Consider the following 26,654-nt stretch of genomic DNA (forward strand, 5'->3'; position numbering starts at 1 on the left):
TCATCTTATACGAAAAAGCCTATATTTAAAAACTTTTCTGCACATTTTCTGTGATTTTCAGCAGATTGTTGCCCGGATCAGGCCATTACTGTCCAGATTGCGTTCCAGCAGGAAGAACCGGCCCGCCCCTCCAGGCAAGCCGGTCCTGAAATCCCGTGCAGCAACTCGTGCTGGACTACTACACTCTGACGGTTACATTCTACCCGGCTCCTACTCCGCACCCGCCAGAATCTGCAGCTCTCCGCCCCCGGCAGTATCCGCCACCTGAACGATGATCGCACCGTTCTTGCCGTTCCGGGCCCAGCCCAGTGCCCCTTCATTCAGCTCCTCCAGACTAATCTCCGCCAGCCCCTCCACCGCAGCCACATTGAAGAACGGATAGCAGAGCGCGAAGCGCAGCGTCTCCCGGCGCGGCTTGTAATCATGAACCGCATACGCCCACTTCAGCACCAGCGCATTTTCCCCGCCTTCGGCCTGCACGGTAAGCTCCGTATACTGCCCTTTGCGGTAGCTGAAGCTATGGCCGTCATCCTCATACAGCTTGAAAGATGAAGAGAAGCCGGCAGCCGCTTGCGCCCCGTAGAGATGGAAGATAACCGTCTCCTCCGTGTCCTCCAGCGCATATTGTCTCAACGGGCCTTCGGCCACGAAGCTGCCTGCCTTCACATACATCGGCATGATATGCAGCGGTGCAGCCGCAAGAATATGGCGTCCGCCTTCATGAATCTCCCCGTCCCAATAGTCCAGCCAGCAGCCTTCGGGCAGATAGACGGAGCGGTGATCCGTATCCGGGCGGTAGACCGGGGCAATCAGCACATTTTCACCCAGCAGGAACTGGTCGCACAGGTTGGTCACATGCGGATCACGCGGATATTCGAGCACCAGCGGACGGATGACCGGCAGACCGCTCATCTCCGCTTCATGAAAAAGATTATACAAATGCGGCATCCACCGGTACCTCAGCCCGATGAATTCACGCAGAATCCCTTCCACCTCTTCCCCGAAGGACCACGGCTCCTGGCGCAGTGTTCCGATGGAGGAGTGATTCCGGCAGTAAGGGAAAAACACGCCCATTTGCGTCCACCGCACCAGCAGCTGCGCCGACGTATGATGGGCGAACCCGCCGATATCCGGCCCCGAGAAGGCCAGCCCGGACAGCCCCATGTTGAGCACCATCGGCATCGCCATCGCCATATGCTCCCAGAAGCTGCGGTTATCCCCGGTCCATACGGCTGCATAGCGCTGGATGCCCGCATACCCGGCCCGGGTCAGCACGAAGGGACGCTCGCCCCCCATATGCTCGGCCAGACCCTCATAGGTCGCTTTGGACATCATCATCCCGTACAGGTTGTGGTATTCCTCATGGGTCACCGGCCGCCCGTTGTTGAAATGCATCACATCCAGGTCCATTGTCTTGGTCTCATTGAAGACTGCCGGTTCGTTCATATCGTTCCAGATGCCCTGAATACCAAGCTCCGTGTAGTATTTGTGCAGATCCCCCCACCACTCGGCGGTCCGACTGTCGCTGAAATCAGGAAAGGCGCTGATCCCCGGCCACACCTCACCGAAGAAAATATCGCCCTCCAGGCGGCGGCAGAAATGCTTTTCCAGCACCCCTTGCTTATACACCTCGTATTTAGGGTCTTTTTTTACACCGGGATCGACAATCGGGACAATGCGCACACCCAGCTCCGCAAGCTCCGAGATCATTTTCTGCGGATCAGGGAAGTTGACAGGGTCGAAGGTGAATACGCGGTATTCGTCCATATAGTGGATATCCAGATAGATCACATCACAGGGGATGTTCTTCTCACGGAAGATCTTGGCCAGCTGCAGCACCTCCTGCTGGTTCATGTAGCTGTAGCGGGACTGGTGATAGCCAAGCGCCCACTTGGGCGGGAGGGCGATCCGGCCGGTGAGCGTGGTATATCTTTTGACGACATCCTTCATCTCAGGCCCGTTAATGAAATAGATATCGTACGCTCCTGTAGAGCAGCCAATGGTAAAAGCAATGCCGTGCGAGCGCATGTCGAAATCACTCCGCCCCGTATTATCCAGAAACAGCCCGTAGGAGAGGTCCCCGTGCATGTGGATAATGAGCGGAATAGACTCATAGAGCGCTTCAATCTCCGGCAGATGCGGGGCGAACACATCGGTGTTCCAGTTCGTATAACGCTCCCCCCGTTTGTCCAGGAAGCTCGACTTCTCACCCAGTCCGTAAAAATGAGAGTCCGGCTGCATATCATATTCGGCATGGCTTGCGCCGCGCGGGTTCCAGCTCGTCAGATTCTGCTGCATGATCACCTTGCCGGATGTATTCTCCACACGAAGCAGAAATGAGGCCTTCTCAATAATCAGCCGGATGGCGCCCGTAGAGAAAATGAGCTGCTCCTCCGTCTCCTCTACCGGAAACAGATGCGGAATACAGCACTCCTTCAGCACCGCCTCCGAGGTGGTCAGGTCCGGTACCTTATCATGGAAGACCTTCATCCGGAACATATCATCGCTCAGGAAGATAAAAGCCATCCCGGCGCATTCCCCCCGGACGATGTAGATATTCTCGGAGCGTTCCCAGGACACCACGCTGCCCGGCGTGTTCCAGGTCTCCTTCATCACCAGCGGCCCCATCTTCTCAGGGCGTATCGCCTCACTGCTCTCCATGTATCTTCTCTCCCTTCGCTGCTTGCTGATCTACTTCTTGACTACATATTACCCCGGGCCTAAGGAATACTATCCGTGATTGTTACGACCAATCGGTCATTTTTTTCGCCGGATTAGTCTTATTTGCTGCCAAAGCGGGTATATTCTATATAGGCCAAGGCCAAAACGTAGTTATTAACCAAGTTAGGGAGTGGTCATATGACTAGAACTAATCCTTATAAGTGGGGAAATTTGCTGCTCTTCCTCGGCGTCATTGTCATCAATACCCTTTCGGTCGTCCTGCCGCTTGGCGGGAACAGCACCGCCGAAATCTCGGACAGGTATCATACGTACCTCACACCGGCCGGATATGCTTTTTCCATCTGGTCCCTGATCTATCTGCTGCTGGCCGGATTCATTATTTATCAGTTCCGCAAGGGTACCGGAGGCAGGGATTCCGTCCAGCGGATCGGGATCTGGTTCATGCTCAGCTGTATCTTCAATATGGGCTGGCTGCTCCTCTGGCATTATCTGTACATTGAGCTGTCGCTGGTGGCGATGGTGCTTCTGCTGCTATCGTTAATCGTCATTTACCGCAAAACCCGCTTCATCGCAGATCCCACAACCGGGGAGAAATGGCTCGTGAAGCTGCCGTTCAGCCTCTACCTCGGCTGGATCTCCGTTGCTACTATTGTCAATGTCAGTGTTGTGCTGGTGAAGAACGACTGGGGCGGCTTCGGACTCAGCGGCATACTGTGGGCAGTCATTATGCTCTGCGTTGGTGCAGTGCTGGCTGTACTGGTAAGCTTCCCGTACCGGGACAGCATCTATCCGCTTGTCTTCGTCTGGGCCTACATCGCCATTGCTGCGGAGCATAAGGACACGAATGAGGTGTATTTCACCGCATTGATTGCAGCAGGGCTTCTCTTGCTCTACAGTATTTGGCTGCTGCTAACTCCGCGCCGTTCCCGCAGCAGATACTAAATAAATTGAACTGACTATTTTTCCGTTTTGGGATTAGCCGTGACTCCAGAGAAGTTTTGGACTTCCGGCCGCTATTGTCTGCAGATTTCTTGATTTATCCCGTTTTCAACGGTTGAAATCCGCAGACAAAGGCGGTCGCTACCGCTCCTCCAGTTCCAAAATTCCCTTCCGCCACTTTCCCCTTCCCTTAAGTTTTCAAGTTCAATCTATGTAGATACGCTTATATATACAAAAAAATCCCCGCACGCCAGCTTCACGTGCGGGGGATTTCGCTGTCCTATGCCTTGACCGCTTGCAACCGGCCCGGGTTATTTCTTGCGCGCTACCGCTTCGATCTCAACCAGCGCGTCCTTCGGCAGACGGGCTACCTCAACGGCACTGCGGGCCGGGTAAGGCTCGGTGAAGAAGGTGCTGTACACCTCGTTAACCGCCGCGAAATCATTCATATCCTTCAGATACACGGTTGTCTTCACCACTTGATCCATCGCTGCTCCGGCCTCTTCCAGGATGGCCTTCACATTGTTAAGCGACTGGCGCGCCTGCTCCTGCACACTGCCCGGCAGTTCCGCCGTCTGCGGGTCCATTCCGAGCTGGCCTGAAGTGTAGACCCAGTTGCCCGCAACAATTGCCTGGCTGTAAGGACCGATCGCTCCTGGGGCTTTGCTTGTAGCTACTTGTTTTTTGGTCATTATGAACGCCTCCTGCATGCTGTACGCGGCCTGTAGACCGCTATGTACATTCTATTAGTATGCTTATTGTAAGTCCTGGGGTCTGCGGTTTGCAAACCCTGCTGCCCGGCTAATGCTTGCCAATCACATGAATGACCTCATTCGTGTAGATGTGCACGCCGCCTGTATCAGCCTGGGCAATATTCATCATCGCCCGCGCTACCGTGGCGGCGGGAATGGCCCGAAACTTCGCAGCTTTGCCGACCATGGCGAAATCCAGCGCCTTCATCAGCACAGCCGCAGCGCGTTCACCCAGCCTGAATTCTGCCCGGTCACCCAGCAGCAGCGAAGGGCGGAACAGATGCAGCCCGTGGAATCCGGCAGCTATCAGCCCCTCCTCCGTCCGCCCCTTGATCCGGCTATAGAAGGTACGCGATTTGGCGCTGGCTCCCATAGAGGACACAGCCAGGAACTGCTTCACATTATACTCTTTGGCCAAGGACGCAGCGGCAAGCGGGTATTCCAGATCTACCCGTTCGAACTGCTCCTGCGAACCCGCCTGCTTAATTGTCGTTCCCAGACAGCAGAATACTGCATATACACCGGCGAATTGCCCGCTATATTGCTCAAGCCGGTCCCAATCCACTTGAATCTGTCTCAGCTTGGGATGCTCAAGCGCAAGCGGACGGCGGACCAGTACACGGACCTCGTCCCAGCTCCCGCCCAGCAGATCCCGGGTCAGCGCACTGCCGACCAGACCAGTAGCACCCAGTACCAGCGCAACTCTTCTCACCGCAATAGCCTCCTTATATTCCTCCTTATTCATCCCGCAGAATACGGCGGCCCAGCAGCAGTGCCAGCAGTATCATCAGCACGCCTACCACTAACTGCATGCCGTAGATTTGCATCCACTGCGGCCATTCCTTAATCCATTCGTAGATACGGCCGCCCAGCAGCGGGCCGAAGAAGGCCGCCAGACCGGTGAGCGCCGCATACATCGCCATATACATCGGCCGTTCGCGCTTCGGCGTATCCCCAATAATGAAGTTGAAAGCGAGCTGGTTGAAGCCGCCTACGCCCACGCCGAACACAATATGGGCTGCGAATAACACAGGAAGCATCGGCAGCACGGACAAGAGCCCCCAGATCAGGGAAGAGAACGCGATAATCGGCAAGGTCCAGAGCAGCAGCTTCTTGTTACTGTGCCTGGCATTCAGGTTGCCCCATACATAGAAGCTGGCCATCATGAAGACCGTCTGCGCCACATTCAGCAGGGACAGCTTCTCATAATTGATATTCAGCAGCTGCAGCATGACATAGGAATATAGCGGTACGGTCAGGTTCTGCAGCAGCAGCCAAGCAGACAGGAACAGTGTGGATTTCATGAACAGCTTGTCCTGAAGCGGCTTCCTGAGCATCGGCAGGAAGGCCTTCTCTTCGGATTTCTCAAACGGCACATCCGGGTAGAAGAAGAATACCACGATGTTCGAGATTGAGAAAATCCACACTACAATATACAGGATAAGGAATCCGTGTCCGCCCGGATAACGGTCCAGAATAATACCGCCCCCGTACATCACCAGGCTTCCCAGCGCATTAAGGAACGTATTACGAATACCGAAATACCGGCCCCTTACTCTTGCAGGCACCAGGTCACTGATGACGGAGTTCCAGAGCACACCACCGGCGGTGTTCGCAATGAAAGCAATGGTATACAGAACGATGAAGGCGGTAACCCAGTGCTCTTGCGGAAAAATAAACGGAACCAGGCCCGTAGATCCCCACAATAGACGGTGTAAGCCAATAAAAGTCACGAGCGCCCACTTACGGCTCGGCAGCTTCTGGATCAGGAAGGCCACACCGATCTGTGCGACGTTCACCAGCGTAGTAAGCGCCAGGACAAATCCGATCTGACTGGAGCTGGCACCCAGGTATAACAGGAATCCTGTAAGAAATTGGCCTTGCAGCAGCACCTGGAATATGGTGGATGGTATCCCCTCAAAGGTAGCGATCTGCAGATTCTTGCGGTGTACGGAGGCCTTGCGCAAATCCTTGGAACGGTTCCGCAGCGGCCGGCTTCTCATGATGTTCATGGGGGAATGACTCTCCTTTGATGCGGCTTTTGCTTCATTCTACTCAGCACCAGATTCCTGTCAATATACCAAATTCACAAATAAAGTTGGAGCTGCGGGGATTATACAGACGCGCCCGAATCCAGAGGTAAATGTAAGGAAAATATACTACCCTGGCCTTCGCGGCTATGCAGGGTAATGAAGCCGCCCAGTAGCCTGGCCAGATCATTGCTGATAGACAGGCCCAGTCCCGTACCGCCATACTTGCGGCTGACATTGATATCCGCCTGTTCAAAGGCTTCAAAGATCAGATCATGCTTCTCCGGAGGAATGCCGATTCCGGTATCCTGCACCTCAAAGGCAATCCACTTCTGCGAAGCAGCCCCCTCCTGACGTTCCACTACACGGATATTCATAGTGACCCCGCCAGTCATCGTGAATTTGAACGCATTCGAAAGCAGATTGCGCAGAATCTGCTGCACCCGCTGGGGGTCCGTGTAGATTACGGCCGGGACCCCTTCGTCCAGAGAGACACTGAAGGTGAGCTGCTTCTGTCTGGCTAAGACGCCGAACTGCTGAACGAGCAGATCAGGGACCTCGCTGGTATTTAAATCCTCTATAATAATATCCAGCTTACCGGCCTCCACCTTGGACAGATCGAGAATATCATTGATGAGCGACAGCAGATCCTCCCCTGACCGGTGAATGATCCCGCCATATTCAGCAAGCTCCTCCGCACTCAGGGACTCATCGCCTTCTTCTATCATCTGGGACAGGTTAATAATGCTGTTCAGAGGGGTTCTCAGTTCATGGGACATGTTCGCCAGGAACTCCGATTTGAACTGTGAGGCGAGCATGAGCTGCCTGGCTCTTTCCTCAAGCACAATTTTATTCTTATGCAGCTCCTCCGTCTGTTCGGACAACAGCTCATTCGCTCTAATGATCTGTCCGGTACGCATCAGTTCCAGATGGAAATCGCGGATAATCAGCGCGAACAGAGCACTGAGGACAAGACCTGCAGGAAAGGTAACCGGCAGAATCTTCGTTATGTAATCATGTGTGGGAATGACCCCGAATACGGCAATATTCAGCACATTTACTACATTGACTACCAAGATGGTGACGATCCCCTTATACATCAGCGAGGAAGACGAACGCTTCATCCATAAGCTCAGAGCGGCACAGACGAAGCCCAGAAGAGTCAGGTTCAGCACACCTACCAGGGCTGCGTCCGTAACTCCGAAGGTCAGGCGCGTAAGCCCGGTAGCGATTCCGATTATAATCAGTACCAGAGGCTGGGGATAAGCCAGCGTTGAAATGATCAGCGGTACGTACCGCAGGTCAAAAATGACATGCTCATGCAGTCTGTAGCCGAAAAAGGTGCTGATCCAGCCCGCAAAGACCGCGAGCAATACCCAGCTTACTCTTTTTACAGGCTCGGATGCGTGGGTTATGGTGTACTTGTATATTAGATTCGCCAGATACGACAGAGTGATTAGTAAAGCTGTATTCACAAAAAAGATTTTGACATATTCCATGGCTTCACTCCTGCAGCGAAAATAAGTTCACAATAATATCAATAGTATCACAATGGAGGAATGAAAACATGAAGCATGAGGGCTATTGCATATGTATATGTATGAGAATGAAGGCTGCCGCATGTCGGGAAAACAGCAAAAGAGCGCAAATCAGGTAGGATTTGCGCTCTTTCCTTGTATTGTTAACTGCTGATTAGCTGCGGTGGGAGGACTCCCATTTATGGTACTCCGCTTCGGCTTCATCCTTGGAATGGCCGTAACGCTCCTGCAGCTTGCCTACCAGCTTGTCTTTTTCACCGTCGATGATATCCAGGTCATCATCTGTCAGCTTGCCCCATTGCTTCTTGGCTTCACCTTTAATCTGCAGCCATTTACCTTTAATCACATTGTTATCCACTACAAGCTCATCTCCTTAGTTGTCTATTTAATGTCTGGCGAAAGCTTATAATTGCTTGTGATCTATTACCCCTATGACTTTTTGCTGAATCGCCACGGAGTGCAGGGCTGCACCTGCAACCGGGTGAAACCATGCAGAATAACTCAACTTTTGTCACATAAAAGTCTTTATAAAAAGCTATTCAACTATCTTAAAATTTGATATACTTCATAAGTAAATTTATTTATGATTTAAGTGATTATTTTCACATGATACTTCCATAGCTTGTGCTAAAATGCCATCGAACAAGAAACGATATGATTAAATTTTTTCTTATTGCCTGCCGATATATGTCGTATGCCTGCTACAAAAAGGGACTTAAGACCGAGATGAGAGTGACATTTATCATTTATAAAGTGATTTTTATCACTTCCACCGCTATTAAAATGTTTTACATTTTAATATATATATTTTAAACTATTTTCTTGGAGGTCATATCAAAATGAAAAAAGCTTCTGTAATCTTGTCGAGCGCACTGGTACTGGGTACTTTACTCGCTGGTTGCGGCAACAGCAACAAAGCTGAGAATGCAGCTGCAACAACTGCACCTGTAGCAACTGCTACTGCCGCAGCTGAAGCAACTACTGCACCTGCAGCCGAAACAGGCAAGTACCAGGACGGAACCTACTACGGTACAGTGGATGCCGATCCAGAGACTGGCTGGCAGACCTTTGCACAACTGACTGTAGAAGGCGGCAAAATCACCAAAGCTGACTGGAATGCTTTCAACGTTAAAAAAGCGGGCGATTTGAAGAAAAAAGTATCTGAAGACGGCAACTACGGCCTGGTAAAAATCGGTGGAGCGAAGTCCGAATGGCATGAACAGGCTGCTCTTGCTGAAGCCTACCTGATTGAAAAACAAGATCCTGCTGCTCTCACTGTAAACGCTGAAGGCAAAACAGATGCAATCTCCGGTGTATCCGTACACGTTAGTGATTTCGTTGGCGCGGCTCAGGCTGCACTTGCTGCCGGCCCTGCACAAGCAGGCCCATACAAAGACGGCGGATATACTGCTGAAGGCGAAATGGATGCTAAATCCGGCTGGAAGTCCACTGTAGCTCTGTCTGTTGCTAACGGCAACGTTGTAGCTGTTAATTTCAGCGGTGTGAATGCTGCAGGCGACGATAAGAAACAATATTCTGTAGACGGAAAATACGGCATGAAAGCCGGCGGCGCTGCTGCTGAATGGCATGAAGAAATCGCCCTTGCCGAGAAATACTTCCTTGAGAACAAAGGCGTAGCTCCTACCCTGGATGCTGAAGGTAAAACAGACGCAATCTCCGGCGTATCCATCCATGTTGGTGAATATTTCACACTTGCACAAAAAGCACTCGAAGGCGCGAAATAATTATTCGCTACCCTTTTGCAGCTAATCAGATGAATGAGGTGAGTTTCTCTTGAAGAAAATAGTCATTTTGGGCGGCGGCTACGGCGGCGTACTCACGGCTAAGAAACTGGCAAAGAAATTTAAGAACGACAAAGATGTAGAAATCAAACTGATCGACCGAAATCCATATCACACTCTTTTGACTGAGCTGCATGAGGTTTCTGCGAATCGCGCACCTGAGGATTCGATCAAAATTGACTTGAAGAAAATTTTTGCCGGACTGAAAGTAGATGTAGTTCTGGATGAGATCAGCAACATTGATTTCAAGAACAAGAAGCTGAAATCCGACAAAGCCACCTATGCTTATGATTATCTGGTCATCGGCACAGGAAGCAAGCCAACCTTCTTCGGTATCCCCGGAGCTGAAGAGAACACCTTCTCCTTCTGGTCCTACGATGATGCAGTTGCCCTGAAGCGTCAGATCCGCGACATGTACACCAAAGCTGCGAAGGAAAAGAACCCGGCTACACGCCGCGCTATGCTGACCTTCGTAATCATCGGTGCCGGCTTTACCGGCGTTGAGCTTGTAGGTGAAATGGCCGAGCAGCGCGACGAGCTCTGCAGAGAATTCTTCATCGATCCTTCCGAAGTGAGATTGATCGTGGCTGATATGGCTCCGAAGATCCTGCCTATCCTTCCGGATAAGCTGATCCAGAAAGCCGAAGCCCGTCTGCGCAAGCTGAAGGTAGAAATCGTTACCGGCGCCAAAATCACCGAAGTAGGGGCAGGCTCTGTTGCCCTCGGCGAGAAGAACATCGTGGATGCACAGACAATCGTCTGGACCGCCGGTGTTGAAGGCTCGGAAATCGTCGGCAACCTTGATGTTCAACAGCAAGGCCGCAAACGTATTGTTACCAATGAACACCTTGAAAGTGTTGACCATAAGAACGTATACGTCGTAGGGGATAACATCTTCTTCATCCCCGAAGGCGAAGAACGTCCAGTTCCGCAAATGGTTGAGAATGCTGAACAAGCGGCTCCGGTTATCGCAGGGAATATCACTGCTGATATCAAGGGTACGCCTAAAAAAGCATATAAACCAGGCTTCCACGGCACCATGGTTTCCATCGGCAGCCGCTACGGTGTAGCGAACGTTGGTCTTCCGGGCAAGTTCTTCATGCTGACCGGCTTCATGGCTATGTTGTCCAAACATTTCATCAATATGTTCTATCTGTCCCAGGTTGTGGGCTTCAACAAGGTCTGGACTTACATGATGCACGAGTTCTTCCATGTTGAGAACCGCAAGAGCTTCGTCGGCGGTTACTTCTCCAAGCGTTCGCCGAACTTCTGGCTCGTTCCGCTCCGTATGCTGCTCGGGGGAATGTGGTTATATGAAGGTATAGAGAAGATCCGCAAAATCTGGGTTGATCCGAATAAGATTTTCCTGATTCCTGCGGCTCCTTATGCAGACGCGACATCGGCAGCAAGTCAGGCTGTGGATGCAGTCAAAACTACCGTAGATGCCCAATCTGCCGCTTCCGCAGTATCCACTGCCAAAGAAGCTGTATCGGCTCTTCCGGTTCCAGGCTTCATCTATGATATCTCTAACTGGTTCATGGATCTCATGTTTTACAATGCTGACGGATCTTACACCTTCCTGGCAAAATGGTTCCAAATCGGTATGGTCTGTGCCGAAATCGTCTTCGGCGTAATGCTGATCGTTGGTCTGTTCACAGCGATCTCTGCTCTGGCCACGATAGGTATGGCGGTTATGATCTGGACCACCAAGATGGCAGCAACAGAAATGCTCTGGTATGTTGGAGCAGCTATTGCCTGCATCGGCGGTTCCGGCAGCGTGTTCGGCCTGGATTACTATGTTCTTCCTTGGCTTAAGAAGCAGTGGAAGAGGATTCCTCTCGTCCGACGCTGGTATCTGTATACCGACTGATGAACCGGGTAACCGGTGGTTAACAACTACATTCATTTATAACAGCGGCGTATGCACAGGCTGCGCTGCTGCAAGCTGAATAGGATATTCTTAAGAGTAATGTGTCCCTAGGACACATTACTCTCCTTGTTTAACGAGGTGAAAGTACATTTATATGTGTGTTTTCAACAAAATGGTTTTGTAGGGATAATCAGGAATTGGCTTCCTTCCAGCAAAACCGATAAGAAGGAGAGAAGCTTGTGAACCAAAAAATCACCCAAGATACATTCCGGTTGCTTCAGGCTGAAATGTCTAAGATTGCCGGAATTCAGTTGTCTCTCTCTCCGGCAGAATGTGAGCAAATGCTCTCGGTACTGGAACGCCATGATCTGGAGTATGACCGCAAAACTCATTTGCTAGGCATTTATACCATCCTTACCGTGGCAGCACAGCGCCATATGGAATGTGTCCCACATCATCCTGACCTGACCCGTAACATTTTGGATGGAGATTACCTGTACAGCTTCTATCTGCAGTTTGCAGTGAAATACAGGGAGCTGGATCTGGTAGCCTATATGGCCTCCTCCATCAAAAAATTGCAGATCAAACGTTCAAATGGAGAGTTCACAGAACACAATCCGGCCCGGGAGCTGGATGAGTTTCTCATTCAGGAGCGCAGACAACGAAGCCGTACCAGCAAAGCCATTTGACAGGTGGGAACATGAACGATGAAGCTGCATGAAGCCTTGAATATTGATCTGAATGAAATTAACCGTGAAATTAAGAATCTGGTGGCCCGGGATAAGGATGTTCCCAAAAAGTCGCAGCTGGCGCAGAGCATTCTCGAACTGACAGGCTCCGGCGGTAAACGCCTCCGCCCGCTGATGGTTATTGTCGGCAGCCGGTTTGGTCCGAGACCTGCCGGACGCCGCACCCTGCAATTATCCGCTGCGGCTGAATTTATCCATGTGGCCTCATTGATTCATGACGATATTATTGATAACGCCGAGCTGCGGCGGGGCGAGCCTGCGCTGCATATCAAGACCGGGATTCTATCCGCTGTCCATATCGGTAATTATATGTCTGCCCGCATTATTGAACTGCTCAGCAAGTATACCGGTGATAAGGACCGTTATGTTCACGATCTATCCTCTGTCGCCACAGCCCAGTTATGTTTGGGTGAATATCAGCAATTAGAGCTTGCCTTCGATTATGATCTTACGCTGGAGCAGTATCTAGAGAAGTCCCGTAACAAAACCGCACTGTTGATGGCCACCTGCCTGCGGGTAGGCGCATTGTCGGCGGAGAGCAGCGCGGAGACTGCCCACCTCCTCTACGATTTCGGAGAAGCGCTGGGAATGTCATTCCAGATTCAGGATGATATCCTGGACTTCACGCAATCAGCGGATGTACTCGGCAAGCCGGCCGGCAGCGATCTTCGTCACGGCCAGGTTACCCTTCCTGTGCTCTTCGCCTTACAGGATGATGAGCTTGCTCCTGTCATCCGCAGGATAGGCCCTGGCTCTTCTCCTGAAGACATTGAGCATGTCCTGGAGCTCGTAAGAGACAGTGATGCCCTTGCCCGCTCAGAGGCTGTCAGCCAGGACTATCTGGCCCGGGCTGCTGCGATTGTGGAGCAGCTCTCCAGCTTCCCGGCGCATGCCGATCTGAAGACCCTGCTGCAATACTTCGCCGGGCGTGACCGCTGAGCGGGCATCAGCATAATGCAGTGACAACCTTGTGCGTTAGTACAATGTATGCTGTTTTTCGCATATATTCGGCCATACGCCTGCGCGCCAGCACAATGTATGCTGTTTTTCGCATACATTCGGGTCATACGCCTGTTCGCTAGCACAATGTATGCTGTTTTTCGCATACATTCGGGTCATGCGCCTGCGTGCCAGCACAATGTATGCTGTTTTTCGTTACTACTTAGGTCACTTCAAAACAGGGTTACCGAAAAAAGCAAGAGATAGCGAGGAAAGGACAGGGAGTTGTTGTTTAATGTAGGTGGAGACGACGCTCCGTAAGCGGGCAAACCATTGCGCCGCGGCTTCGGTACGAAAAGAACCGGAGACTTTTTGCTTGACCTTGACCATTCGGAGATCACGTTCGGCTTGGTTGTTATCAAAGGGAATCTCGGGACACCAAAGAAACTTGAGAATCGCCTCTTTGTGAACCTCAAAGCGTTCTCCCAAGTTGCCGGCCCTGCTCTTAATGGCACGACCTTTTTTACACGTTTTCGCCCGTACCCAGTCTTTCGACCATTCCCCTTCGCCCGTTTGGAGAATCGCGTCATATCGTTCACGAAACGATTGAATGACCTCTGTCGCCAAAGGAATCCCTGCTTGACGGGAACGCAGCGCCTGGGCCCAGCCCTCCGTCAGCAGATCCTTCATCTGCTTCGCCCACTGATGTCCGTCGTGCTCGGCAATCCCTATGCATTCCCGGAGCAAATGGGCATTACACAAGGCATGGGAATAGCTATGCCTCTCATTAAAATATCCTTTCATGCAGCCATGGACGACGGTTCCCGTATAAGTAGGTAAAAAACCGATGTCTTTCATCGCGGGAGCTCCCCGTTTGGCGTGCAGCTGGAGCAAGGTATACGTTTCGTCAGACATGACGTGCATCCACTGGGTCCGTCCGTCAACCCGGCACCCGGTTTCATCCGCATGGACTTTGACTTTCTGATGTAACTGGGTACGGATATGCTCTTCGATGGGAGCGAAACGGTCATGGGCGGTCTCTAAAAAGGAAAGCAAGGTACCTTCGCTGGGCCGATACGTGGTCCAGTCCTCGAAGAGCTGAGCCATCCGCTGAAGCGGAAGAAAGTGAAAGGCATGCAAATAGACCGTCCACGCCGCCATCCGGGGGCCATATTGGGCCGGAGCAGTGATGTGGGACGGGAAGGCTGCACGCTGGACTTTTTGGCAACAAGCGCAGTAGCGTTGCTCGGCACGAAACTCGGTGGTCCAGATGCGAGACACAGGAAGGTCGAATTCTTGACGCCGTTCTTCCCCCACACAAGGAGCACCTGCGAGCGAGCCCAAACAGTCCGGACAGGTGGTTAATTCGCAGACCACGACTTCGTCGGGATTGTCGATAACGTGGAGCGTCGTCCCAGGATGGCCTTTCGGTGCGCCTTTGGGACCACCAGGGGTTCGCAGATTGGGAGGCTTGCGAAGCCCGTCACTAGATGGAGGTTTGCTGCTGTTATGACTCTTCTGCTGGAGTTGCCGTTCCAACTCATGCACGCGTTTTTTCAGCGATTGAATCTCTTTCGCCTGGGTGTCAACGATTTGTTGAAGGCGCTGATTCTGTTCGGTCAAGGCCCGATTTTGGTCGAGGAGCATCTGGATGAAGCCTGCAATTTCAGGATCCCCTTTACTGATCTGAAGGACTTGCTGTGGGCTAACATCCATACCTCATTCACCTCCCGGGTTTTGTCTTTTTCTTTCGACAGGGGAGAGTAAAACTCCTTTCCGAAAGTGGAATAGTGTGGATGTTTTTTCATGGAGACCTAAGTAGTAACTATTTTTCACATACATTTAGTTTCAGCTGGTGAAATCAATCTTATCCAAAAAAGGCTGCCGGGACTTCTCCGGCAGCCTGGGCGCCTTGCAACAGGGCGCCCTTTTGTTATTTATTTTCAAGCAGCATCGTATCTATTATTTCCTGAAAATCATCCCGGTACTGGCGGAAAGCTTCGGTATTAAACTTAGTATTGGGATCTTTGGGCTTAGGCGGGCCAGTGAGGAGCTCCGCGTACAAACGGTCAGTTTCTTTGGATAGCGGTGCCCAGACTTTCTTCACATCGTCATATTCTGCACCCAGGCCTGCGATATAGCTGTCGGATTCTTTCTTGTGGGCCATCGCAACAGCTAGCCGGTCCATGGTTGCTTGAATATCCATATTTTCGCCGACAGTGTTCTTCCCGTTCTTGGCATAATAATGGAAATCAGCGAAGCCTTTGTTCCACACATCGACAATCATAAAGTTGACCAATTCATCCAGCACCGTTAGGGGCGGTAACGTCACAGCCGGAACCGGTGCCTTAAACTTGCTGCGGAGATTGTTAAATTCGGCTTTTTCCACTGCCTCCATAGCTCTGAAGATTTTATTATCTGCAATCAGAACAATAACCTCATTGTACATATTCGACCGTTTCTCCCCCTGAAGCAGTACTGCATCCACCTTTTCCCCATTGTCATCCGTATACTCTGTAGATTCAATGACCTTGGGTCTAAGCACTTTAAGCTCTGGCTCCGTCTCCGTCAATTGTGCTTCTTTAAACAAAGCCTGCACACCGGGATGGAGATGTTCAGCCACAAATTTCTTTTTCGCCGCCACATCCGAATTGTTCACATATGTAATGATATAGTCCAGAGCCAGCTTCTCCGCAGCTGTAGGCTCTGCCTTAGGAGCTTCCGTAGGAGCCGTTGTAGGAGCAGGAGTAGGTTCTGCCGTAGGTTCGACCGTTGCAGCGGCAGTGGGTTCAGCAGCAGCCGAAGTGCTATCAGGCTTTGCTATATTGGCATCCGAAGCGCAGCCCGACACTACAGCACAAGCTACAATGAGGCTGAGCGCCAGTTTGTTATTCAATTTGTATTCCTCCTTCAAGAATTTGGATGTTCCAAGACCTATTCTTTCTATACCCATCCAATAAGCACTTAAAGCGCATGTTAATTGAAGTTTTGCTGAACAAACGAATGCAGCGAAGCGTACGTGAGTGATGTTTAGCATGGGGGTTTGGGGTTTGGGGTTTGGGGTTTGGGGTTTGGGGTTTGGGGTTTGGGGTTTGGGGTTTGGGGTTTGGGGTTTGGGGTTTGATGCTCCAAAAAAGAAGAAAAGCGCGAAGCTCTAAGCTTATTCGCGCCTTTTTTGCCGCCCACCCCCTGGGTAGGCCTGTTGTCTTTTTGAAGTTAATCTTGCCTGGGAAAGGTTAGGACGGAACGGAGAGGAATTTTGGAACTGGAGGAGCGGCAGCGTTCGCCTTTAACTTCGGATTCCAACCGCTCCAGCGGTTCCAATCAGGGAATCCGAAGTTAACAGCGACCGGAAGTCCAAACATTCCGCGCAGTGCAGCTCCCCAACCTCCAGCCGCCCCTACCCGAGGCGCCCAACCTAATTAACGTAAAAATAATCAATCAGCGTACACAGCAAGATCACCATACTGATCACCTGATTCAAATTATAAGAAGCCACCTTCATCAGCTTACGGTTAGCTGGCTTGATAATCTTGTGCTCCGTCATGAGCAGCACCGTAGCGATGCCGATGCCGACCAGATACATCCAGCCGAGATCACGCCAGAGGTACAGGAACAACAGCAGCATAACCATAATGAAATGCAGCCCTTTGGAGATCCGCAGCGCATTCTCCAAGCCGAAAAAGCTCGGTATGGACCATAAACCGTTCTTGCGGTCAAACTCAATGTCCTGGGTCCCGTAGATGATATCAAACCCGGCAATCCAAAGCATCACCACGGTTCCGATGACGAACGGCGTGAACGCGATATTCCCGGTAACCGCAAACCAGGCACCAATCGGCGCCGAAGCAATTACGAAGCCCAGATACAGATGACTCAGGAAGGTGAAGCGCTTCGTGTAAGAGTAGGATGAGATCAGTACAATGGCTACCGGGGACAGCACCAGACAGAGCAGATTCAGCATCCCGGAAGCCACAATGAACAGGGCATAATTGATGATAATGAACAGAATGACTTCTTTCTCGGCGAGCAGACGCTGCGGCAGATGCCGATGGGCGGTACGCGGATTGTTGCCGTCGAAGGTGCGGTCCACCAGACGATTGAACGCATTCGCCCCGTTGCGCGCCCCGATCAGCGCGATCAGTCCCCATAACATCATATGTCCGGAAGGCCAGCCTCCCGCAGCCCATACCATCGAGATGATGGCAAAAGGCAGGGAGAACAGCGTATGGGAGAACATCACCAGCTCGCTGAACATTTTCATTTTAAGTGCCGTATGTTTAAAAGCATTAATGATAACCATAATGTTAGGCCTCTTTCTTAGTGGATCGCTTGCAGCACTTCATGGAGTGCATCCAGCAGGGCATCGATATTCCCGGAAGTAACAACAAGCGGCGGCTGGAAGGCGAGAACGTTGCGGCCTATGCCGTTTTTGCCGATCAGGAATCCGCGGTCCTTCAGTTCTTCCAGCACATAGTCTGTCACAGCCGCGGCATCCTCAGTCTTGGTACCGGCCAGCTCGGCCCCCAGCATGAGTCCGCTGCCCCGTACATCGGTAATCAACGCAGGATACCGCTTCTGGAGAGCAAGCAAGCCTTGCTTCAGTTGCCCGCCGAGCTCAGCCGCACGTTCCGCCAGCCGCTCATCACGGATGTAGTCCAGGACCGCCAGCGCGGTAGCCGCAGAGACCGGATTCCCTCCGAACGTTGAGGCGGAAGGCTTGTTCAGCGAAGCCGCAATCTCATCCGTTGTGGAAAAGGCGGCGATAGGCACTCCGTTCCCCAGTGCTTTAGCCATGCTGATAATGTCCGGCACGACGCCGAAATGCTCCATCGCAAACATAGCCCCCGTCCGGCCGTAGCCGGTCTGGATTTCATCATCAATCAGCAGTACACCGTACTGCTCAAGCAGCGCCTTCACCTCACGGAAGTAAGACAGCGCAGGCATCACGATCCCGCCATTCCCCTGAATCGGCTCCACGATCATGGCGGCAATGGTGTCTCCCTGGGCAGCTAGTACCTCCTTCAGATTCTGGATGGACTGCGCCGCAGCATCCTCCAGCGTCAATTCCGGATGATACGGGCGCTTAATGAATGTCACATCCCCATCCAGGTAGGCATCGGTTCTCCACATTTGCAGCCCGGTCACACTCATGGTGAGGTTGGTCCGGCCATGCAGGCCGGCCTCCAGTGCGATGAAGCCTTTGCGGCCGGTATGCATCCGCGCCAGCAGCAGCGCCCCTTCATTCGCCTCTGAACCGCTGTTGACGAAGAATGTCCTGCGCAGTGCACCCGGCAGCACTTCTTCCAGACGTTCCGCCAAATCTACATTCGGCTGGGTCAGGTAGATCGGCGAGGTGTGCTGCAATTGCTGCAGTTGCTCTATCGTACGTGAGGTAATAGCCGGATTACAGTGGCCGCAGGCAACCACGGAGACTCCCGCGAAGAAGTCGGTGTATTGCTTGCCGTTTTCATCGTAGACATATTGCATGCTTCCGCGTACCAATTGCGGGGCATCCCGGTAAAAATGTGCGGTGCACGGGTAGAAATACTGCTTTCTTTTGGCAGCTACCGCTTCTCTTCCAATGATAACGCTTTGTTCCATGAGATTCCCCTCGCTTCCAATCGCTGATGATTTAATAATAATGGCCAAGCAGGCTGGTGACACATCAGGCACACCTGTCTATGAGTTTGTGAAAAAAGGTACTTATAATGGCGCCATATGCCCTTATTATACTCGCCCTAGCGTTATTTTAAAATTGAATTATTAGCCTTAGTTAAATTGCAGTGAACCGAGGGTGTACCCCGCGTATACCGGCTTCAGTCCGCCCAGCAGATCATCCTCCGGCTTCGTTCCCTCTATCGCAGCCTGATAAGCAGCAATAATAGTGCGCAGCTCCTTGATACTGTATGTCGCGCCTTCAATCCGGAAGCTGGCAATCCCCAGGCCATTCATTTCCTCCAGCATCGGGAGATAGCATAGCTCCTTGGCGAACAGCAGATGGCAGCGGCCGTATTGGTCACGGTAGACCGGGTTCTCGCCCTTGTCGGTCTTAAGCACCAGCACATCATTGCGGACATATTGGTTGTCTTCTTCCCCAATCGGCTCCATCACTTCCGTATTCTCGAACAGATCATGCTCCATATACATCAGCGCTGGCGTTCCGTGTACCACAACCTCCAGCGGCAGGTCGCTGCGTGAGGTGAAGGAGGCGAAATGCTCCAGCGTCATCTCCGGCGAAACGGTCAGCTTGGTAAGGCCCAATCCGGCGTACAGTCCGGCAGACAGATGATTGTAGACATTCAGATTAGCATCGCCCATCATCGGGTAACCGGTCGCGCGGTAGCGGCGGATTGCCCCCAGGTTCGTAATGATCAGCCCGTCAATCGGCAGCCGCTCTCCGTTCAGCAGATGATCATACTGGTCGAAATGCAGCTCATTCATCATCCGCGGCAGGCCCAGATATAGCTTGGTATGGCCTTTTACCGCTCCAAGATCCTTGATATCCTGCTTCGTAAAAGGACGGTCCGGCTCAAACACATCACCCGGCAGATACAAGCTGTCTACTCCCATCTCCAGTACGAGACGCGCCTGTTCCATATTATTCACACGTACTGCCAGCTCAGGCTTGTTAAGGGTGCTGCGTCTGTCTTCAGCCATCCGCCCGCGCAGCTCTGTCACCCGCTCCGCAGACAGCTCACGCTCCGCAGTCGGCGTACTGAACACTTTACCGGTGCTGTAGAACTTGCCAGTTCCCTCATAACGGCGGTTGATATTCGATAATCCCGGTTTGCCAAAAGCATACGCCGTGGAGAAATCGCGCTTACGGTTGTTATACAGCTCCTTGGAATCCTTGGTGCGGTCGAAGCCCAGCGGATCATCGATATAACGGTCAATCGCATCGCCGTAGCTGTTGGACAGCATGACCATGAATTCTTTATCGCGCATACGGCCTTCAATCTTAAAGGAAGTAATGCCGGATTCAATCAGCTCCGGAAGATGCTCATACATGAACATATCCTTCACCGCCAGCGGATATTCCGCCGGGAAGACATAGCCGTCACGTTTGATCCGGTAATCCCAGCGGCAAGGCTTCATGCATTTGCCCCGGTTGCTGCTCATTCCGAACACCTGGGAGCTGAAATAACAGTTCGCCCCGTGGACAGAGCACATATCGCCATGAATGAAATATTCCAGCTCCATGCCGCTTCTTGCGCCCAGCAGCTTCGCGGTCTGCAGATCCATCTCACGGGAGGTAACGACCCGGCTGACGCCCAGCTCCTTCAGCGCGTGGATCATCTCCAGATTATGCACATTCATCATCACGGAAGCATGAACCGGCAGATTCAGCCCCATCTCGCGGATCAATTCCAGCACCGCCATATCCTGCACGATCAGCGCGTCCGGGCGGGCCGTGTCCAGGAAGCTAAGGTACGCTCTGGCCTCTTCCACATCCTCTTCGCTGAACAGATTATTTACCGTGATATATACTTTTTTGTCCATACTATGGGCGATATTCAGAGCTTCAATAATCTCTTCATGACTTAAGTTGTAGCCCTTGCGCATCATTCTCATGTTCAGCACCGGACCGCCGAAATACACCGCATCACACTTCGACTCAATGACCGCCTTGAAGATCTCGAAGGTTCCCGCAGGTGCCAATAACTCTACTTCTTTACCATTAAAATAACGTGCCATTTCCGTATCCCCCTAAATGTCTTACAATAATACTACTGCAACTCCCAGTACAACGAACATAGCAACAAACAGCGTATCCGCCGCGCCCCACCTGAGCCGGTGATACCGGCTGCGCGGCGCATCCATGCGGAAGCCCCGGGCTTCCATGGAATAGATCAGGTCCTGGGCCCGCCGGAACGCACTGGCGATGACTGGAACCAGCAGCGACACAAGCATCCGCGCTTTCTCCTTCAGCGGCAGCTCCTTCAGATCCGCTCCTCGCGAGGCCTGCGCCTTCAGGATAATCTGCGCCTCATCCAGAATCGTCGGAATGAAGCGGAGCGCGATGCTGATCATCAGCGTAATCCGGTCGGGTGACAGCCTGAGCTTCTTCAGCGGGGCAAGCACTCCCTCCAGCCCCTGGTTCAGCTTGCCCGGCGTTGTCGTGAAGGTCAGCAGCGCGGTGAAGGTCAGCAGGAACAGCATGCGGATGACCGAGAATGCCCCCAGCCGCAGACCGCCCGCATGCAACGAGAAGGAGCCCAGCGACCATAGCACCTCCCCTTCCTTCACGGACAGCGCCTGTACAATGAAGATGAATAACATCAAATAACGCAAAGGCTTCGCAGCCTTAATGAAATACTTCAGTGGAATGCGGGTCGTCGCCATCACCACGATGGAGAAGACCGCAACCAGCCCAATGGATATCCAGGAAGTAGACAGCAGGATGATCGCTACATAGAGCAGCATTCCGGTAATCTTGGACCGGGCATCCAGCTTATGGACCCAGGAGCCCGTATCAATGCTGCGGCCCAGCAGCAAACGCTCATTCATGGCCATTCCCCATTTCCTCCGAGCCGGAAGCATTCAGCTTGCGGCGCTCTTCCAGCAAGGCCGCAAGCCGCCCCGCGAGGCCCTCTGCTGTAAGGAGCGGCTTCTCGCCGCTAAGGCCAAAGCGCTCGGCGGCAGCCTGCCAGTAACGCAGAGACTGTGGAACCCGCAGTCCGCAGCGCTCAAGAATCACCGGATCAGCGGCCAGCTCGCCGCCGCTGCCCTGGAAGGCGAGCTCACCCTCCTTGAGCAAGACCCAGTTGTCGGCATAAGGCAGCAGTTCATCCATCCGGTGCGTTACGATGATGATCGTGCGGCCCTGCTCGCGGCACAACCGCTCCAGCAGCGCGATCAGCTCCGCGCGGCTTACCGGGTCCAGGGTGGCTGTCGGTTCATCCAGCACCACAACGTCCGGGTCCATCGCCAGCACTGAGGCAATGGCTGCCTTGCGCATCTGTCCTCCGCTGAGCCGGAAGGGATTGCGCTCCAGCAGCGCCAGATCCAGTCCCATATCCGTCATCGACTTGCGCGCCCGTTCCTTGGCCTCCTCCAGACTGACTCCAAAGTTCAGCGGCCCGAAGCAGAGATCCTTCTCCACTGTATCTTCGAACATTTGCTGCTCCGGGAATTGAAAGACGAGGCCTACCCTCCGCCGCAGCGGAAGCAGCCTCGGTGATTTCTCCCCGGCAGTTATCGTTACATCCAGCACCTGCACCGTGCCTTCCGTCGGCTTAAGAATGCCATTGAACAGCTGGAGCAGTGTAGATTTGCCGGAGCCGGTGGCCCCGGCAATCCCGGTCAGCGAACCCCCGGCAATCTCCAGATTAATCCCGTGCAGTGCCGTCTGCTTCCACATGCTGCGGTCAGCATATGTATAGCTTACTTGCTGTAGTTGTATTGCCATAATGTGTCTATAAGCTCCTTTTCGCTGGCGGGTACATCCACCGTGATTCCCCGGCTCTCCAGTTCACGGGCAAGCTGCCAAGTATAAGGCTCCCGTAAATGACACTTCTCCAGCAGCTCTGTATCCCGGAACAGCTCCGCAGGTGATACATCTGCGGCGATGCTTCCCCCGTGCAGCGCCAGCACCCGGTCCGACGCCAGAATCTCATCGGCATCATGAGTAATCAGCAGAATGGTGTAGCTGCCTTCTGCCTGCATGTCGCGCAGAATCCCCATCAGCTCATCCCGGCTGCCCTCGTCCAACATAGAAGAGGCCTCGTCGAAGATGACGATGCCTGGCTTCATGGCGAGAATCGAGGCGATGGCTACACGCTGCTTCTGCCCGCCCGACAGCTCTCCGGGATGCTTGGACAGCAGATGGCTGATCCCAAGCTTACCGGTATAGAATTCAAGCCGCTCCTTCATCTCTTCGTAGGACAGGCACAGCCCCTCCAGGCCGAAGAGAATATCTTCCTCCACCGTCTGCCCGATGAACTGGTTATCGGGGTTCTGGAAGACCATTCCGATACATTGCCGGATGGATTGAATCGTCTCTTCCTGCAGCGTATGTCCGCAGACAGAGATATGGCCGGCACTCTTCGGAAGCAGTGCATTCAGCAGCTTGACCAGTGTTGATTTCCCGCAGCCGTTAGGCCCCACAATGCTCACCCATTGACCCTGCGGGATCGACACGTTGATATCATGTAGAATCGGATGCTCCGGGTCATAGCCGAAGGATACGCCCTCTAGGGCAATCACCGCCGGCTTCTCACCGGCTTTTGTATCGTTGTACGCTTGATTCATGTTACTCATCCTTCCGCAGCTAGTGACCCGGTCCGTTCAGGAACTCTTCAAACAAGGATATTTTGGATAGCGAGTCAACCACATACCGGACGGCGAAGCCGACAGCAATGCCTGTAATAATACCGGTAATCAGCAGGACCGGCAGGTAATAGAAAATACTGGTTGAATTAAATACGAACGAGGCTGCCAGCAGCTGTCCCGTATTATGAGCCAATCCGCCCGCAATACTGATGCCGATCACACTGAACTTCTTGCGGCCGAGCTTCACCAGCGCGAACATCACAATGAAGCTGAACAGGGAACCGAACAGGCTGAACAACAGGCTGGACAGCGTGCCGAGCAGGAAGGCGGTCAGCAGCGTCTTCAGGATCACCAGCACCAGAACATCGCGTCCGCGCAAAAAGTAAATACAGGTCAAAATCATAATATTGGCGAAGCCCAGCTTCGCCCCGGGCATCAGCCCCACACCGGCCAGCGGGATCTGCGCCTCCACAATACTCAGCACCACAGCAACGGCAGCGAATATAGCAATAATTACGGTCCGCTTCAGCGCTGTAGCCGATTCACTACTGGACATAGCCATCTACTTCATCCTCCCCGGCCGCACTTGCGATCTCAACCAATACCCGGTGCGGAAGGCATACAATCGTCTGCTTGGGCAGTGTGATGAAGCCGAAGCCCAGACATACCTTATCCGGACAATCCGCATCAAACATCTCAACCCCGTAATCATGCACCTTCAGAATGTTATAGCCCCGCTCGGTGCGGACCTCAATAGTCTGCTCTTCTTTGGTCAGGGTTATCGTTTTGAATAACTTACCATCTACTGTTATATTGGCCTTGAGTTCTTTGCCTGGCCCACCTTTATCAGCATCGTTTGACAGCCATCTTGGCACGAGAAAAGCGAGCGCAGCAATCAGAACGATAGAAATCAGCAGCACATCTGCGCGTTTCATAGAAATCTCCCTTATTTTTTAATTAAAATCCAGACTTAATAATTATAACGGTCTGCCCTCAATCCTTCAATGAATGTAGTCGTTAATTGTCGCAATTCCCTGTCAGTTCACAAAATAGGCACGCAAAGCTGAAGCGGAACCTCCATAAACTGGATAGCATCCGCTTCGGTAAGTGGAAACGGCTTTGTCGTCCTTTTAAAGGACGGTACCGTTTCAGCGAGAAATAGAAGGGCAGTTTATCAGGTGAAACATATAAATTCTTATATTCCAGGAATATAAGGATGTGCAAGCATTTAAAGTATTACCCGGCTTGGACGGGATGAGGGTCTTTAGGAGCTTCCGGCTTCCGGCCGAAGTACCCCAGGAATAATCCGGCGAATTCAGGGTCCCATTGGCTGCCCCTGCCCTGCTCCAAAATGCCGAGCGCCCGTTCATGGTCCATCCCTTTCCGGTAAGGCCGGTTGGATGTCATTGCATCATAAGCATCTGCTACCGCAATGATCCGGCCATGCAGGGGAATATCCGTACCGGCAAGACCATCCGGGTAGCCGTGGCCGTCATAACGCTCATGATGCGAGCGGACGCCGCCGAGAAAGGGGGCCATTTTGTCCGCCGGTTCAATCTGCCGCAGAATATTTTCCCCCAGCACTGTATGGCTCTGAATCTGGAGGAATTCCTCATCCGTTAGGGCTTCTTCCTTGAACAGGATGCTGTCTCTCACACCGATTTTACCAATGTCGTGCAGCAGGGCTGACTTGCGCAGATCATCCAGCTCCTGCCCCCTTAGGCCGGCCAGCTGGCCGATAATCACCGAATACTCCGCTACACGGAGCGAGTGTCCTGCCGTATATGAATCGCGGGCATCCAGCGCCACGGCAAGGGTGGAGAAGTAGCTGTCCAGCAGTTGGCGGCTCTGCTGTTCCCGTGCCTGCAGCCCGCGGACCATCATGTTAAAGCCTGCCACCAGCTTCGAGAACTCATCGGAGTACTCATCCTGCACCTGGACCAGATTGCCGCCCTTCACCTGGTTCATCGCCTGATACAGCTCATGGATCGGATGCTGTACACTATTCGTCAGCAGCCAGGCCGCAATGGAGGAGAACAGCGTGCCAATCAGCAGCACCATCCCTGCCCAGGCCCAGTAGCTCTGAAGTCCGACGACGACTATCGAATCCCCCTCACCGTTCATACGGATATGTGTCGCCATAATAAACAGGAACAGCGGGAAGGTGCCGATCAGCATACAGCTCACCAGGAATTTGGGGCGTATCGGCACAAACACATGGCCCTCCAGGGAAAAATCCACACCGTACTGCTCCAGCGCACGGTTCCTGAACTCCTTGATCAGCGGAATAATGGAGGTGCAGGTCAGGAAGAATTCAATCAGGGAATGCATGCAGGCCACAAGCACAGCGCAGCACATGGCCAGGATCAGATAGAAATAAGGGAACGTAACCCAGCCGGCATGAATCATCCAGAAGGTCAGCAGCAGAGCCGGAACGGATAATCCGAGCAGATGCGGCCCCATGATTCGCTGAATGGCCCGTTGGGGCAGCTGGTGCGTGTGCAGATATGCTTCTTCCAGCATCGATAGCGCAGCATTCTTCTGAACCAGCGCAGCCCGTATAGGTCTGATCTGTCTGAGAAAGACAGTAATCTCTAGGGATGCCATAATCACAAAGGAACAAAGAAGCACCAGCAGGAGCCGGTAATATTCAACCCGGCTGATCTCCAGGGAAGATAACATAAGCAGACTCCCGACTGCTAGTACCGCTACAGTTGAACCGAAGATATAGTTCCGGATCTGTTTCTTCAAAAAAATTCTGTATAGTTCCATCTGTCCCCTCATTTCCATCCCGGCCGCAGCCCAATGTCAGTTGCATATTTATTATACCCGTGCTATAATTAAATAATATTTGTTTTCGAGTATGTATATCCCCATCAAGAAGATGTCAGGCCGATGAATCACTTCTCTATATTATCGGCGGTTTGGACACAATATCTTACGTTTTCTTGCAGTACTTTTCCTTTTTATGAGACTAAATTCGAACATAGCATTCCGATTCACACTGGCGCGGCCACGGAGCCGCAAGGACAAAAGAGAGGTAGGGCTTTTGTCGTATTGGAAGGATTTCTCTCGCCA

General features: G+C 52.5%; 22 protein-coding genes. 5 read left to right on the plus strand and 17 right to left on the minus strand.

What is annotated here, in order from left to right; all coding sequences use genetic code 11:
* Positions 1-210: 210 nt before the first annotated feature.
* Positions 211-2,661 carry a glycoside hydrolase family 31 protein gene (locus MKX63_RS01820; protein WP_341014869.1) on the minus strand — a complete coding sequence of 817 codons (2,451 nt, stop codon included), beginning with the start codon at positions 2,659-2,661 and terminating at the stop codon, positions 211-213.
* A gap of 198 nt (positions 2,662-2,859) precedes the next feature.
* Between MKX63_RS01820 and MKX63_RS01825 the strand changes: the two genes are divergently transcribed.
* A complete protein-coding gene (locus MKX63_RS01825) occupies positions 2,860-3,624 on the plus strand; it encodes a tryptophan-rich sensory protein (protein ID WP_341014870.1) in 765 nt (254 codons plus the stop codon).
* 308 nt (positions 3,625-3,932) lie between these two features.
* On the opposite strand, the gene MKX63_RS01830 is transcribed toward MKX63_RS01825, so the two are convergent.
* The 5 genes from MKX63_RS01830 to MKX63_RS01850 all read right to left on the minus strand — a co-directional run bounded on the left by MKX63_RS01830 (position 3,933) and on the right by MKX63_RS01850 (position 8,299).
* Complete coding sequence (locus MKX63_RS01830) at positions 3,933-4,313, minus strand: RidA family protein (RefSeq protein ID WP_341014872.1); 381 nt, start codon at positions 4,311-4,313, stop codon at positions 3,933-3,935.
* A gap of 109 nt (positions 4,314-4,422) precedes the next feature.
* Complete coding sequence (locus MKX63_RS01835) at positions 4,423-5,085, minus strand: oxidoreductase (RefSeq protein ID WP_341014874.1); 663 nt, start codon at positions 5,083-5,085, stop codon at positions 4,423-4,425.
* A 25-nt stretch (positions 5,086-5,110) separates the two neighbouring features.
* Positions 5,111-6,385, minus strand: a complete 1,275-nt coding sequence (locus MKX63_RS01840) for an MFS transporter (RefSeq protein ID WP_341014876.1) — start codon at positions 6,383-6,385, stop codon at positions 5,111-5,113.
* 101 nt (positions 6,386-6,486) lie between these two features.
* Positions 6,487-7,902 carry an ATP-binding protein gene (locus MKX63_RS01845; RefSeq protein WP_341014878.1) on the minus strand — a complete coding sequence of 472 codons (1,416 nt, stop codon included), beginning with the start codon at positions 7,900-7,902 and terminating at the stop codon, positions 6,487-6,489.
* A gap of 193 nt (positions 7,903-8,095) precedes the next feature.
* Positions 8,096-8,299 carry a CsbD family protein gene (locus MKX63_RS01850; RefSeq protein WP_036695255.1) on the minus strand — a complete coding sequence of 68 codons (204 nt, stop codon included), beginning with the start codon at positions 8,297-8,299 and terminating at the stop codon, positions 8,096-8,098.
* A 481-nt stretch (positions 8,300-8,780) separates the two neighbouring features.
* Here MKX63_RS01850 and MKX63_RS01855 point away from each other — a divergent pair, with 481 nt between their 5' ends.
* From MKX63_RS01855 to MKX63_RS01870, 4 genes are all read left to right on the plus strand, one after another.
* The gene (locus tag MKX63_RS01855) at positions 8,781-9,686 is read left to right on the plus strand and encodes an FMN-binding protein (RefSeq protein ID WP_341014879.1); all 906 of its coding nucleotides are present in this window, start codon (positions 8,781-8,783) and stop codon (positions 9,684-9,686) included.
* 49 nt (positions 9,687-9,735) lie between these two features.
* Complete coding sequence (locus MKX63_RS01860; RefSeq protein WP_341014882.1) at positions 9,736-11,613, plus strand: FAD-dependent oxidoreductase; 1,878 nt, start codon at positions 9,736-9,738, stop codon at positions 11,611-11,613.
* A 239-nt stretch (positions 11,614-11,852) separates the two neighbouring features.
* A complete protein-coding gene (locus tag MKX63_RS01865; protein WP_341014884.1) occupies positions 11,853-12,302 on the plus strand; it encodes a hypothetical protein in 450 nt (149 codons plus the stop codon).
* 18 nt (positions 12,303-12,320) lie between these two features.
* On the plus strand, positions 12,321-13,301 hold the full coding sequence (locus tag MKX63_RS01870) for a polyprenyl synthetase family protein (protein ID WP_341014885.1): 981 nt from the start codon (positions 12,321-12,323) through the stop codon (positions 13,299-13,301).
* 228 nt (positions 13,302-13,529) lie between these two features.
* On the opposite strand, the gene tnpC is transcribed toward MKX63_RS01870, so the two are convergent.
* From tnpC to MKX63_RS01925, 11 genes are all read right to left on the minus strand, one after another.
* The gene (gene tnpC, locus MKX63_RS01875) at positions 13,530-15,017 is read right to left on the minus strand and encodes an IS66 family transposase (RefSeq protein ID WP_341014887.1); all 1,488 of its coding nucleotides are present in this window, start codon (positions 15,015-15,017) and stop codon (positions 13,530-13,532) included.
* A gap of 217 nt (positions 15,018-15,234) precedes the next feature.
* Positions 15,235-16,197 (minus strand): hypothetical protein, encoded by a 963-nt coding sequence (locus tag MKX63_RS01880; protein ID WP_341014889.1) that lies wholly within the window; start codon positions 16,195-16,197, stop codon positions 15,235-15,237.
* A gap of 522 nt (positions 16,198-16,719) precedes the next feature.
* Positions 16,720-17,604: a UbiA-like polyprenyltransferase gene (locus MKX63_RS01885; RefSeq protein WP_340990868.1), complete on the minus strand. Its 885-nt coding sequence runs from the start codon at positions 17,602-17,604 to the stop codon at positions 16,720-16,722.
* Between the two features lie 17 nt (positions 17,605-17,621).
* A complete protein-coding gene (locus MKX63_RS01890) occupies positions 17,622-18,905 on the minus strand; it encodes an aspartate aminotransferase family protein (RefSeq protein WP_341014891.1) in 1,284 nt (427 codons plus the stop codon).
* 168 nt (positions 18,906-19,073) lie between these two features.
* On the minus strand, positions 19,074-20,999 hold the full coding sequence (locus MKX63_RS01895; protein WP_341014892.1) for a peptidase U32 family protein: 1,926 nt from the start codon (positions 20,997-20,999) through the stop codon (positions 19,074-19,076).
* A 21-nt stretch (positions 21,000-21,020) separates the two neighbouring features.
* Complete coding sequence (locus tag MKX63_RS01900) at positions 21,021-21,812, minus strand: energy-coupling factor transporter transmembrane component T family protein (protein WP_341014893.1); 792 nt, start codon at positions 21,810-21,812, stop codon at positions 21,021-21,023.
* Positions 21,805-22,713: an energy-coupling factor transporter ATPase gene (locus tag MKX63_RS01905; RefSeq protein ID WP_341014895.1), complete on the minus strand. Its 909-nt coding sequence runs from the start codon at positions 22,711-22,713 to the stop codon at positions 21,805-21,807. The genes MKX63_RS01900 and MKX63_RS01905 overlap by 8 nt, the downstream gene beginning before the upstream one ends.
* Positions 22,689-23,555 carry an ATP-binding cassette domain-containing protein gene (locus tag MKX63_RS01910; RefSeq protein ID WP_341014897.1) on the minus strand — a complete coding sequence of 289 codons (867 nt, stop codon included), beginning with the start codon at positions 23,553-23,555 and terminating at the stop codon, positions 22,689-22,691. Before MKX63_RS01910 ends, MKX63_RS01905 begins: the two co-directional genes overlap by 25 nt.
* Before the next feature lie 19 nt (positions 23,556-23,574).
* Positions 23,575-24,138: a Gx transporter family protein gene (locus MKX63_RS01915; RefSeq protein WP_209994599.1), complete on the minus strand. Its 564-nt coding sequence runs from the start codon at positions 24,136-24,138 to the stop codon at positions 23,575-23,577.
* Positions 24,122-24,511 carry a NusG domain II-containing protein gene (locus MKX63_RS01920; RefSeq protein WP_036700638.1) on the minus strand — a complete coding sequence of 130 codons (390 nt, stop codon included), beginning with the start codon at positions 24,509-24,511 and terminating at the stop codon, positions 24,122-24,124. Before MKX63_RS01920 ends, MKX63_RS01915 begins: the two co-directional genes overlap by 17 nt.
* A 301-nt stretch (positions 24,512-24,812) precedes the next feature.
* Positions 24,813-26,327: an HD-GYP domain-containing protein gene (locus tag MKX63_RS01925; RefSeq protein ID WP_341014899.1), complete on the minus strand. Its 1,515-nt coding sequence runs from the start codon at positions 26,325-26,327 to the stop codon at positions 24,813-24,815.
* Positions 26,328-26,654: the final 327 nt, after the last annotated feature.

The sequence above is a fragment of the Paenibacillus sp. FSL R7-0179 genome (genome assembly GCF_038002265.1).
Classification (GTDB): Bacteria; Bacillota; Bacilli; order Paenibacillales; family Paenibacillaceae; genus Paenibacillus_AQ.